The following is a 12,954-nucleotide window of genomic DNA, read 5'->3' on the forward strand; positions in this document are numbered from 1 at the left end:
AAGGAACCAAGTAATTTTATATAATTTTCATTTATTCAGTAAGATTTATTGGGACTATATGAAATTTTCCCTGCTCATTTATTTCGATTTCTAGTAAGCCTTTTTTAGATAAAAAGATCGCATAAGCTTTCTTACCGACTTTTACGTTGTTAATCCGCCGTATGGCCGAGGAAAATTTTCGAATGTAGTATTTAATACTTTTCTTGGTGATATCCACTTCATTGATCAAAAAGTTCTTTAAAAACTCCATTTCCGAATTTGGGAAAGTCTTATAAAAAAAATCAAGCAAATTTCCCTTTTCGAAGTCGTCATCAGAAGAAAAATAGGTTACGCGAGGGAAGCCATCACCTGCAAAACCAGCCAAAATATAAACCGTTGCATAGTCGTGTTCTGGATTTACTTTTTTGAATACATTCAGAGAAGCAAAAAATATTTTTTTTGCATGGGCTTCTATTTTTTCAAGGGAATTCGTTTTCCTTGCGAATGTTTTAAGTTCCTCTAGAGGCAAATCAATTACATTTTTGACTCCGGCATATGCAAATATTACCTTGTCGTTTAATACAATAATTTTTTTTTCATCATCACTAAATTTTTCATTTCCCCTATAGGTAATTCGTGTATCAGCCATAATTAACACACTATCTTCAAACTTTTTCCCAATCAATGCAGTCATCAGGATACTCCTTCAAAATAAAAGAATGCCCTACCATTCATTTTAGTAGGGCTTTACATTTATTTTACCATAAATTTACACATTCTGAAGGGATAATGAGATTGATAGTAAAATACCATTTATTTTACTACCACTCCTTGCCTCATTTCAATAACATATTGATTAATTTTTTCATAGAGTTCTTCTGGTTTGCCAGTGACAATATTTTTGCCATTTACAAGAGCGAATGGTTCCATTAAACATTGTCCGCAATACAACAGACATCTTTCTTCAATAACCTCTAAATCTTCACGCTCCCTTAATTTACCTTTTGTTGCTTCGAGCTCATCTTCGAAATTACAAGGACAAAATTTCACTTTAATGCACACATGTACCACTCCCTTTTTCATTTCCCATATTTTATTTGGAATATTTAAAAATTCGCAAGAACGCGCCTCAACGCACAACAGCTTTAACGCATTAAAATGTTAATGCTTAACAGAAAAAACGCGTTAAATCCTAGGTTTGCACCTGTTTTTTTTATGTATTATGATGTGTGACATTACAGGCAGTGAATTTAGAAAATTCTGTTTGTTAGTTCATAACAATTGAGGGAGTTGTAGAAAATGGTCGAAAAAATGTTGGCAGCACCAAAGGTAAAAAAAGAAGAAGTATTCCCTGTAAAAAATGTTCATTACGTAGAAATTTATACAGGAAATGCAAAACAATCTGCTTATTATTACGCTAAAGCTTTTGGTTTCAAGCTTGTAGCTTATCGAGGTTTGGAAACAGGCTGCCGTGATCGTGTTTCCTATGTATTGGAGCAAGGCGCAATTCGATTAATTTTAACTGGTACTTTATCAGATCAAACTGACATTTCAGCATTCATTAAAACCCACGGTGAAGGTGTAAAAGATATCGCCCTTCTTGTGAAGGACTTAGAAAAAACATATGCAGGTGCAATTAAACGCGGCGGCATTGCCATACGGGAACCTTGGGTAGAAGAAGATGAACATGGCAAAGTAAAAAAAGCGATTCTTGGTACTTATGGAGATACCATTCATACATTGGTTGAACCAATCGATTATAACGGTGTGTTTATGCCAGGTTTTGAAGCACGCGAGGACATTTATGGTACAAAGCCTACAGGTTTAATAGGTGTCGACCACCTTGTTGGTAACGTAGAGGTTATGGAAGAATGGGTAAATTATTATGAAAAAGTATTCGGTTTTAACGTTCTAAAGCATTTTGATGATGAAGATATTTCCACTGAATATTCTGCGCTCATGTCTAAAGTGATGATGAATGGAACTGGACGAATTAAATTCCCAATCAATGAGCCTGCGGAAGGAAAACGAAAATCTCAGATTCAAGAATACCTAGATTACTATAATGGACCAGGTGTTCAGCATCTTGCTCTATTAACCAATGATATCATTGGCACTGTGGCAGCACTTAGGGAAAATGGAGTTGAATTACTGTTTACACCTGAAACCTATTATGAAGACCTCGCCAACCGTGTAGGGGAAATTGATGAGGATATAAAAAAACTACAGGAACTTAATATTCTTGTGGATCGAGATGATGAAGGGTATCTACTCCAAATCTTTACGAAACCATTAGTTGACCGGCCAACACTTTTTATCGAAATTATTCAACGAAAAGGGGCACTTGGTTTTGGAGATGGAAACTTTAAAGCACTTTTTGAATCGATTGAACGAGAGCAGGCACTACGAGGAAATATTTAATAGATTTGGGTCATGCCAGTTTCCTACCTGGCATGACCCCTTTCATAGGAGGTGCGTGATGAATTGTTAACAAAAGTAAAGGTATATTGGAAAGAGGATTCGGTTAGTCATTTTATGACAGAATTGATTGATTATGCAGGCATATTCCCGCCTGCAGCTCTTCCTCTTAAAGAAGCGATCTTAAACTATCATTCTTATATTCATCAAGAGGATAGCTGGATGCTTGGGCCGTTTGTTATTCCGTCTTCTCGATTGGGGGAACTAGAACCTTTTAGAGATTTATTTAATGAACAGTATCCCCTTCGACTGTCCATCATTCTTTCAAAATCTGATGAGGTAAAAACAGATTTGAATGCGATTAAGCTTTTTTCGGAAACCTACCAAACTGCTGGAATGATTGATGCAATTGAAGTCCCACCATCACTAGAGTTTGATTCTGAGATCTTCGATAAGCTCGATATTCTAATACCGGGGTATCGAATATATTGTGAAATAGCAGGATCTATTGAACAGCTGCAATCATCATTAAATAGAATCAAAAAGAAAAACCAAGTTACTTCACGATTGATTGGGATTAAATTTCGTATGGGAGGAATTACGGCCAATTTGTTTCCATCCTCAGAAAAAGCGGCATTTGTCATTCATGAATGCAAAAAACGAGGTCTTGCACTAAAATTTACTGCTGGACTCCACCATCCCATTCGTCAATACCGCAATGAAGTAGGAACCATTATGCATGGATTCGTTAATGTTTTTACGGCATCGATAATGGCACATAGCCTCTCTATCTCGCATGATACGATCCAAGAAATATTACTTGAAGATAACCCTAGAAATTTTACTTTTACAACAAATGAGCTCATCTGGAGAAATTTATCCGTCAGCTCTTTAGAAATTAACGCTGCACGTAATGTTTTTTCACTTTCATACGGAAGCTGCAGTTTTGATGAACCACGGAAAGAACTAGGAGAGCTTGCACTATTCCACGAGGAGGCTGTAAGATGAAACATTCTTTTATCGAAACAAAACACGATTCACATTTCCCAATTCAAAATTTACCTTATGGCATATTCCATGTAAATGGGGAAAGTCCACGTGTTGGGACAGCCATTGGGGAGTATGTTCTTGATTTATCCCTAATTGAACGAGCTGGATTATTAAATGGTACTGGTGTGGAAGGAAAAAATATTTTTAACTCTTCTTCCCTAAATCCATTTATGGCACTTGGCCGTTCAGTCTGGTCCGCCGTAAGGGTAAAACTTCAACATCTATTAGATGAAAACACCCCTGATTTACGTGATGATGAGGATCTTCGTAATCAAGCTTTTCACCTAATAAAAGATGTAACCATGCTACTTCCGGCAGAGATTGGTGATTATACCGATTTCTATGCTTCAAAGGAACATGCAACCAACGTAGGAACAATGTTTAGAGGTAAAGATAACGCACTAATGCCAAATTGGACTCACTTGCCAATTGGCTATCATGGACGAGCTAGTTCGATTGTTCCAAGCGGTACCCCGGTTCGGCGCCCTTTAGGTCAAAGAAAACCAAAGGATTCAGAATATCCGGTATTTGGCCCATGTACACAGCTTGATTTTGAACTTGAAATAGGTTGGTTTATCGGTCCTGGAAATACTATTGGTGAACCTATTCCCGTTCATCAGGCTGAAGATCATGTTTTTGGGCTCGTTCTTGTGAATGATTGGAGTGCTCGTGACATTCAAGCATGGGAGTATCAGCCGCTCGGGCCCTTCCTTGCGAAAAATTTTGCCACTTCCATCTCGCCTTGGGTTGTAACATTAGAAGCGCTAGAACCTTTTCGCAGTGCTGGACCCAAGCAGGAACCAGAGCCATTCCCTTACCTCCAGCAAGGAAAAGATGGGTCTTTTAATATTAATCTAGAAGTTTATTTAACACCTGAAAACACCGGGAAAGAAACTAGGATTACAAAAACCAACTTCAGCTATATGTATTGGTCCATTGCTCAACAGGTTACCCATCATACAATAACAGGCTGCAACGTACGCCCAGGTGATATGCAGGCATCTGGAACGATCAGCGGTCCTAATCGAGAAGAACGCGGCAGCATGCTTGAGCTTTCCTGGCGTGGTTCACAACCTGTCAAACTAAATGGCGGCGGTGAGCGGAACTGGATAGAAGACGGTGATACCTTGACGATTAGCGGCTGGTGCCAAGGAGATGGATATCGAATTGGTTTTGGTGAAGTAACCGGTCAGATCCTGCCTGCACATTCAGAAACCCATGTATTAGGCAATCAAGCTGCCGTAAAAATTTGAAATAAAAAAATTAAAAACAAAAGGAGTTTAGATAATGACATATTATGTAAAAATGGGCCGTATTCCTCATAAACGACATACACAATTTCGTCAGGAAGACGGAAGTCTCTATTATGAACAATTAATGGGCACGAAAGGTTTCTCAAGTATCCAATCTCTTATCTATCATATTAATCAGCCAACCCAAATTAAAAAAGCAGAAAAAATCTGCGATGTTCGTTATGAATTTGAAGAAAGAGGACCGTTAAGACATCGCCATTTTCGTTCTTGGCATACGGAAGCAGGCGGAGATTTTCTATCAGCCCGGAAAATTTTTATGGCAAACGCTGATCTAGCGCTTGGCGTGGCGCGCCCTAATCGCCAGATGGATTATTTTTACCGTAACGGTGAGGGCGATGAATTGTTATTTGTACATGAAGGAACAGGTAAAATTGAAAGTATTTTTGGGGAGTTAGGTTTTGGACCCGGCGATTACCTTGTGATTCCGATTGGCACTACATATCGTGTTGTTTTAGATTCAGAGGAAGCACGCTTTTTAATTGTCGAATCAAATTCATCCATCGTTTCTCCTAAGCGCTATCGAAATGAATTTGGTCAACTCCTTGAGCATTCTCCGTTCTGTGAGCGCGATATCCGGACACCAGAAAGATTAGAGCCCAAAAATGAAAAAGGCGAATTTGAAATTCGGGTCCGTGCTCAAGGAATGATTACTTCCTATACGTATGATTTCCACCCGCTTGATGCAGTTGGATGGGATGGATACTTATATCCATATGCATTCAGTATTCATGATTTTGAACCAATAACAGGACGTGTTCACCAGCCGCCGCCAGTCCATCAAACTTTTGAAGCGTATAATTTTGTCATTTGTTCATTTGTGCCGCGATTATATGACTACCATCCAGAGGCAATTCCTGCACCTTATGTACACAGCAATGTGGACAGCGATGAAGTACTTTATTATGTGGATGGTGACTTTATGAGCCGTCGCGGAGTTGAGCAAGGTTCCATTACCCTTCATCCATGCGGACTTCCACATGGGCCGCATCCGGGCAAAATCGAAGAAAGTATCGGAAAAAAAGAGACACGCGAACTAGCGGTCATGGTTGACACTTTCCGTCCACTTTATATTGTAAAGGATGCTCACCAATTGGAAGTTGAGGACTATATGAGCAGCTGGCTGCCAAAATAGTCTTAGAGGAAGATGACAGGAATGAATGGTTTCTTTTCTAGGAATAAGATTTTAATACAGGAAAAGAAACCATTACACTTGATAATTACAAAACAAATGATAAGAATGTATGACTCTTATAATAGGAGGTTTCATATGCAAAAAGATGTTATTGAAACTGTAAGCGAGAATTGGACACAGGATGCCCTTTTTTACGAGTATACCACGGCTGCTGATCCAATTGGCAGTGGGATTACTAGCCCTATCCCTCCTAAAGAATTTGCACCTGTACTATATAACTCAGGAGAAACTCGTATAATATCACTAGATTTATCAAACGAACTAAGAACCAACTATCAGGCAACGAGTCCATCCCTCCTTGCTCACTTTATCCGAATTAATGCAGGAGATTCGATTCATACACAACCAAACGCAACCAGTGAATTATATTATATTATTTCCGGTGTTGGCACTACCGAAGTTAATGGACAAACAATCAATTGGAAAAAAGGTGACTTCTTAACTCTTCCATCCGGATCAGTTAGCACTCATATAGCCGCAGAGGATTCAACCATCTACTACATTTTGGACACCCCGCTTCTTAACTACTTAGGTGTTAAAGCGACGGAAGCACGTTTTAAGCCGACACTTTATACAGCGGAACGGGCGAAAGCAAAATTAGATGAAGTAGCGAATGCACCAGATGCACATTTAAAAAACCGCATCTCCATTTTGTTAAATAATCAAAATTTCGAACAAACGTTAACGATTACACATGTTTTATGGGCAATGTTGGGGATTGTTCCTGCAGGGGCAAGCCAAGCTCCTCATAGTCATAAATCTGTTGCACTTGACTTTGTGGCATATGCTGCACCTGGGACATATACATTAGTTGGGGATAAGGTAGACCCTCTTACAAAACAAATCATTGATCCCATTCGGATTGACTGGGTAACAGGAAAAGCCTTCGTTACCCCTCCAGGGCTGTGGCACTCTCATCACAATGAATCAGGGGAACCCGCATTCATTATCCCAATCCAAGATGCAGGACTGCAAACCTACCTTCGTACTTTGGATATCCAATTTACCCATTACGATCAAGAATAGAAGTTTTATTATAAGAGGAAAGACAGAATGAGAGTAGCTAAGTTTTGTGAGCGAAACATTAAGGTAACGGACGCTGACAAAGTCATTGACCTTCTTAGCCTGCACTATCAAAATACTGTCGATGTTCGTATCGTAGACTGCTTTAGCAGGTGTTTGGAATGTAGAGTAAGACCGTTCTGCCGTATTCAATTAACAACCATCGAGGCTGATGATGCTGAAAGCTTAATAAATAAAATTCTTCAAACTGTTAAACCGGTTCCGTAAGAACAAATCGCTAAGGCGACTTAAATCACGACCCAAGTGTTGATTATTCACTTGGGTCTTTTCGCGCACGGTCCATTATGTCTTTTGGTAATTTTATAGCTACCAATTTGTAATGTAAGTGGATTTGTAAGAAAATAGTGAAAAAATACCTATACTCCGAGGTCATCTATTTATTGTGAACCATTAAGTCGGAATATTTGTGCAGACCTCTAGATTGATAGGTGATATACTAATTAAATATCTAAAATATAATGGTGATAAGTGTGGTTTATTTATTGATTTTGATCTTCCTTATAGTTTGTATTATTTTATTTTTCACTTTTAAAAAAATATATATTAGAACTTCAACTATGGCGATCGTTATGGCAATTGGGATTGTTACGCAAGGAGTTCTATTAAACTACTTTGGAGTCCAGTTCTTCCAACACATTTTTGGAAAAATTCTATGTATTATTAACCTTTCCCTATGGTTTGCCTTTATTTTCTCTTTTTTCATAGCCAGTTTGGATGGAAAATTTAAAGACATCCATTATTCCAATGTGATCAACCGCTTTGGGATTGGTACATGGGTTGCCGGCACTTCTATAAGTGGGATCTTATTTTATAAACAATTTTTTCACTGGGGATTTATTTCTGAGATTATTGCTTTTATAAATATTGGCCTATGGATTATTTATATCGGGATTTGTGTAAAAACTTTTATAGAAATTTTTCGGACAAAATCATATCAGAATGTCCACGGCATTCTTCTACTTACTACCGTAAGCACTCAATCAATTGTCCTTTTACTTAACACTGTTTTCATAGAATTTCCTGATATCTTTAACTTATCTTTATTGATTATCGGATTTTGTTTTTATCTGGTTTGTGTTTTCTTTATTTTATCTAGATACATCAATCATTCTTGGTCGATTGAAATGGATTGGAACAACACGAACTGTATTTTACATGGAGCATTATCTATTTCTGGGATTGCCTGTTTAGTCACGGGCATTATTAGTATTGATATCATAAGATTGATATGGAGAGCTGCCCTTATTATTTTCATTGCAGTTGAGGCTGTTGAACTCTATAGGCTATTTAGACGAATTAAACACTATGGGTTCAGAGAGGCAATCTTAATATATGATGTGACGCAGTGGAGTAGAGTTTTTACTTTTGCAATGTTCTATACTTTTACATCACTTTTCCATACCCATTTATTTATTGGATCCTTCGTGATTGACACCATCTTAAAGGTGGGCGTGTGGGTAGTGATAATTCTTCTTATAATTGAACTAATGCTTAGTTTAAGAGATGCCATAGAAACCTATAAACAATCATTTAGAGAAATCGGTAAAGAAAACGAAGTAAGCACTCCATACATCAAATCTTAACCATTTTTATCCTGAAGTAAAAAACACTCACAATGTGGTAATTTCAATATTATCTTTTCAAAACAAAAAGCACTCATAAACGTTGATTTTGACAACTTTTGTGAGTGCTTTTCATTTCTTAATTAATTTATTTTTCGTTCGGAGACTTCGGCAACAGGAAGAAAACCACATACCTTTACTAGTTCTATTCTTCAGCTGACTTATAATTACAATTATAATAAGTCAACAATGTTTTATTACATTCTTGCAATGGTTTCCTTAACAAGTTTGATAAACTTCTCTCTTACCAAAGCAGCCACTTCAATGACTTCATCATGACTTAATGGTTGATCGAGAATCCCACATGCCATATTCGTTAAACAGGAAATACCAAGTACTTTCATTCCTCCGTGAATCGCTACAATCGCCTCTGGGACCGTTGACATACCAACAGCATCCGCTCCTAATGTTCGAATCATACGGATCTCGGCTGGAGTTTCGTACGCTGGTCCGCTCCACCAAGCATATACGCCCTCTTGTAAGGTAATGTTTTGTTCTTTTGCAACATTTGCAGCAATAGTTCGTAATTCACGATTATATACTTGAGAAACATCAGGGAAACGGGTTCCTAATTCGTTATTATTAGGTCCAATCAATGGATTTGTACCGACTAAATTGATATGATCCGTGATTAACATTAAATCTCCAGGGTTGAAGCTTGTATTAATCGCACCGCATGCATTCGTGATAAGTAGATTCTCTACACCTAGCGCCTTCATTACTCGTACGGGAAATGTGACTTCATCTAACGTAAAGCCTTCATAATAATGAAAACGTCCCTTCATCGCCACTACGGTTTTACCCATTAGTTCCCCGATTACTAATTCGTTTGCATGGCCAATTGCTTCAGATTTTGCGAAGTGAGGAATCTCGCTATAAGGAATGGTGACTGGGTTCGCGATTTCATCTGCAAGCGTACCTAATCCTGATCCTAAAATCATTCCAATCGTTGGAGTATACTCAGTCTTACTCATGATGAAATCTTTAGCTTCTAGAATTTCTTGCATTTTATGCATAATAAATATCTCCCTTTTTTTTAACAATTTATAATAAAAGTTTAATAGATTTCGAGGCGATTGTAAATAACTAAAAACCATTTTGAAAAAAAGTATACAGAAATTATATTTTAATAACCTATCAGCCTTCATTAATCAGGTTGCTTTTTTTAAAATAGAAAAAAAGTTCGTTATATTGTCTTCTCCTTTATGAATGAATCAGCTAAAATATAATATAACCCTTATTCATTTGGAGGAAGTTTATGTTAGAGCAATTTGCTGGTTCAACATCACCAAAAACAAAGAGCCTAAAACTTTTATATAGCCTGATTCGTAAGTTAGGTCCAGTCAGGATCAATACACTTACTGAAATAACGGGATACAAACATGTGACATGTACACGTTTACTGGACGAGCTTGTTCAGGAAGGACTTATCTACGATAGTGGGATTGGGGAGTCTAGTGGAGGACGTAAACCACTGATGTACGTCATCAAGCCTGACGCTTATTATGTAATTGGCGTAGAAATCACCAACCTATACACCACAGTGCTTCTCCTTGATTTAAAATTAGATATCATAGACGTTGAAAAATTGAGGATGGATTCACAGTGCACTGGAGTGTACACCTTAAATTTTGTATCACGATGTGTCGATGAGCTACTGTCTAAACACAATATTCAAAGAGAGAAATTGCTGGGTATAGGGATTGGAGTTCTTGATCCAATTGACAAAGAAACCGGGGTTATCATAAACCCACATCTGTTTCCTGCAGGAGGCTGGGATAACCTTAACATCGTCGATTATTTACAACAAAATATTAATACACATGTATTCATAGATAACGGAACAAATTTGGCTGCATTAGCTGAATACCGTAAAAACTATTGGAAAGAAACAGACAATTTAGTTTTTGTCTCGAGTGATATGGGAATTCGTTGCGGTACTATTTTACAAGGTAGATTGGTTCGTACTAACATGGAGATGGATGATACCCTGGGACATATGGTAGTGGATATACACGGACGGCGTTGCTCCTGCGGCTCGTATGGTTGTCTACAAGCATATAGCAGCTTGCCTGCCATCCGTGACGAAGTGGTCCGTCGGCTAAAGCGTGGTCATAATTCTATCCTTCAAGATATAGTTAAAGATGTAGAAGATATCGATTTTCATCATATTTTACATGCTTTAGAGCAAGAAGACTCTCTTTGCCTTGATGTAGTGAAGGAGGCAGCTTATTATTTTGGCGTCGGTCTTAGTAATCTCATTTTGCTATTACGACCGGATATTGTTGTCTGTGGAGGAACGTTGGTGCCGAAACCTCTTTTTTACGACGAGGTCTCTGAAACCGCACAAAATCGACTCATGCACTATCCTAAAAGTCATTTTCAGATTATAAAATCAACTGCTGCCTACAACATCGTTGCCCAGGGAGCTGGATGTATGGTACTGGATTATTTCACGGAAGAATTCCAACCATAAAAAGTTCTTGATTGACAATCATTGTGAATCGCTTTAGAATAAACAAAGTAATATTGAACCCAAAAAAATTTGTTAGTGGACTTTTCTAGAGACTTCTCTATTTTCGCCACACAGCTACTATTGCTGTGTGGCTTTTTATGTTTTATAGAATGAAAGGGGTATATAAAAATGAAAACTTGGCATTACGCACTACTTGTTCTACTCGGGGGATGCAGCTACGGTGCATTATCGACTTTTGTAAAGTTGGCTTATTCAGCTGGTTTTACCTCCTCAGCGGTGACAGGAAGTCAATTCTTAATGGGTGCACTCTTAATCTGGATTGCAGCTCTCTTTTCAAAAAAGAAAAAACTAACACTGCCAAAAATAGGAAAATTACTGTTATCAGGAATTCCGCTTGGTTTAACGAGTCTATTTTATTACCAATCACTGCAATCCCTTAACGCATCGCTTGCGATTATCTTTTTATTTCAATTTGTCTGGATTGGCAGCTTATTTGAATTTGTTTTTTATAAAAAGAAACCAACCACGGGTAAGGTCGTTTCCATAGCTATTCTGGTGATTGGCTCCATACTTGCTTCAGGGATTATTGCGGAAGGCAGCGGAGGAATGACATGGCAGGGTACGATTTGGGGAATGCTTTCTGCACTAACCTATACCACTTTTATCTTTCTTAGTAGTAGTGTGGAAAAGGATACTCCAGCTGTGCAAAAAAGTGCTCTATTTACCACTGGGGGGATGATTACTGTTTTCCTTCTAAGTCCACCAACTGAGTTACTACAATTATCAGTCTTAATGGAAATTGCACCGTACGGTTTGTATCTTGGTTTATTAGGCGTAGTCTTGCCGCCGATCCTATTTACCATCGGCATGCCCCATATCGGACCAGGTTTAGGGACCATTTTAACATCCGCTGAACTTCCGATTGCTGTAATTCTATCAGCGTTAGTCTTAACAGAACAGGTAAGTATGTCTCAATGGCTCGGGGTTGTTTTCATACTTGGCGGAATTATAGCGGGAAATCTGAAAATATCTAAACCTATCAAAAAGTCTTCTTATTTGGAAAGGGAATCTACCTTTTAAATATGGTATGTCAGTGTAGGGAGATTCCTTTGAGGGTCTCCCCTCTCCTGTTAGATACATAAATTTTCAAACCAGGAACTCACCAATCTATGATTCAACCCTACTTCCCCTACTACAATACCTCTAACAAAAAAGGATGCTTCTCCTTCTTAAAGAATAACCCCGTTAGTTAAACTGCACCATCCCTTTTTTTACTTCCTTTTGGATGTTAATGAAAAAACCTAGACAAGCTGTTGTAGTTCTGCATAGGGTATAACATCTTAAAAGAAAGGAGGTATTAATATGTCAACTTGCCAAAGACTTGCAGATATTATCGGCGGTGAAGTTGTTCAAGCGGCTCCTGCTTGTGTAGTTATGCGCCTTCGAGATGATATTCGAGCAACTATTTTAGGTCGTCGCACTCTTTCTCCCCTAGCACTTCCATTTATGTTATCTTTTGAAAATAATGGTCTTAACCTAGGTGAATCTGTACTCCTTCAAAGAGAAGTTAATCCAATGCTCGATGCATTACGGTGCAGAGGTATTATCGTAACAGCATTTCATAACCATTGGCTATTTGAAGAACCGCGGTTAATGTATATGCATTGGGAGAATGTAGGAATGAGTGCGTCTGAGTTTGCCAGAAATAGTATTGAGGCTGCAAAAGAAGCAGGACTATTCTAAAAACCGAGCCATTTGTGATGTTGGTTACTAAATATCACAAATGGCTTTATTTCTACTCAATTCCTTCCTCAACTAAAA

13 protein-coding genes are annotated in these 12,954 nt (G+C 38.1%); 10 read left to right on the forward strand and 3 right to left on the reverse strand.

All coding sequences use genetic code 11. The features are described 5' to 3' along the window. Positions 1-31: 31 nt before the first annotated feature. Both F4694_RS05290 and F4694_RS05295 read right to left on the reverse strand, forming a co-directional pair. Positions 32-673, reverse strand: coding sequence for an Ntn hydrolase family protein (locus F4694_RS05290; RefSeq protein ID WP_179595841.1), 642 nt, complete (start codon positions 671-673; stop codon positions 32-34). 119 nt (positions 674-792) lie between these two features. Next, positions 793-1,029 (reverse strand): DUF1450 domain-containing protein, encoded by a 237-nt coding sequence (locus tag F4694_RS05295; protein ID WP_308806288.1) that lies wholly within the window; start codon positions 1,027-1,029, stop codon positions 793-795. A gap of 249 nt (positions 1,030-1,278) precedes the next feature. On the opposite strand from F4694_RS05295, the gene hppD reads away from it, so the two are divergent. From hppD to F4694_RS05330, 7 genes are all read left to right on the forward strand, one after another. Next, the gene (gene hppD / locus F4694_RS05300; RefSeq protein WP_179595843.1) at positions 1,279-2,400 is read left to right on the forward strand and encodes a 4-hydroxyphenylpyruvate dioxygenase; all 1,122 of its coding nucleotides are present in this window, start codon (positions 1,279-1,281) and stop codon (positions 2,398-2,400) included. Positions 2,401-2,463: 63 nt separating this feature from the next. Further along, entirely contained in the window at positions 2,464-3,405 is a 942-nt protein-coding gene (locus F4694_RS05305) for a hypothetical protein (RefSeq protein ID WP_179595844.1), read from the forward strand. Further along, positions 3,402-4,700, forward strand: coding sequence for a fumarylacetoacetase (fahA, locus tag F4694_RS05310; protein WP_179595845.1), 1,299 nt, complete (start codon positions 3,402-3,404; stop codon positions 4,698-4,700). Before F4694_RS05305 ends, fahA begins: the two co-directional genes overlap by 4 nt. Before the next feature lie 34 nt (positions 4,701-4,734). Then, complete coding sequence (locus F4694_RS05315; protein ID WP_179595846.1) at positions 4,735-5,892, forward strand: homogentisate 1,2-dioxygenase; 1,158 nt, start codon at positions 4,735-4,737, stop codon at positions 5,890-5,892. Between the two features lie 135 nt (positions 5,893-6,027). Further along, positions 6,028-6,978, forward strand: coding sequence for a cupin domain-containing protein (locus F4694_RS05320; RefSeq protein ID WP_179595847.1), 951 nt, complete (start codon positions 6,028-6,030; stop codon positions 6,976-6,978). 27 nt (positions 6,979-7,005) lie between these two features. Then, positions 7,006-7,242 (forward strand): DUF1450 domain-containing protein, encoded by a 237-nt coding sequence (locus tag F4694_RS05325; RefSeq protein WP_179595848.1) that lies wholly within the window; start codon positions 7,006-7,008, stop codon positions 7,240-7,242. Between the two features lie 350 nt (positions 7,243-7,592). Next, a complete protein-coding gene (locus tag F4694_RS05330; RefSeq protein ID WP_218895523.1) occupies positions 7,593-8,618 on the forward strand; it encodes a TDT family transporter in 1,026 nt (341 codons plus the stop codon). Between the two features lie 236 nt (positions 8,619-8,854). Here the strand turns inward: F4694_RS05330 and F4694_RS05335 are convergent, their stop codons facing one another. Next, positions 8,855-9,673 (reverse strand): purine-nucleoside phosphorylase, encoded by an 819-nt coding sequence (locus F4694_RS05335; RefSeq protein WP_179595850.1) that lies wholly within the window; start codon positions 9,671-9,673, stop codon positions 8,855-8,857. A gap of 242 nt (positions 9,674-9,915) precedes the next feature. On the opposite strand from F4694_RS05335, the gene F4694_RS05340 reads away from it, so the two are divergent. From F4694_RS05340 to F4694_RS05350, 3 genes are all read left to right on the forward strand, one after another. Further along, positions 9,916-11,133 carry an ROK family protein gene (locus F4694_RS05340; protein WP_179595851.1) on the forward strand — a complete coding sequence of 406 codons (1,218 nt, stop codon included), beginning with the start codon at positions 9,916-9,918 and terminating at the stop codon, positions 11,131-11,133. A 168-nt stretch (positions 11,134-11,301) separates the two neighbouring features. Then, on the forward strand, positions 11,302-12,213 hold the full coding sequence (locus F4694_RS05345; protein WP_179595852.1) for an EamA family transporter: 912 nt from the start codon (positions 11,302-11,304) through the stop codon (positions 12,211-12,213). Between the two features lie 282 nt (positions 12,214-12,495). Next, the gene (locus F4694_RS05350) at positions 12,496-12,876 is read left to right on the forward strand and encodes a DUF1259 domain-containing protein (protein ID WP_179595853.1); all 381 of its coding nucleotides are present in this window, start codon (positions 12,496-12,498) and stop codon (positions 12,874-12,876) included. Positions 12,877-12,954: the final 78 nt, after the last annotated feature.

It is taken from the genome of Neobacillus driksii, assembly GCF_013409995.1.
Taxonomy (GTDB): Bacteria; Bacillota; Bacilli; order Bacillales; family Cytobacillaceae; genus Neobacillus; species Neobacillus driksii.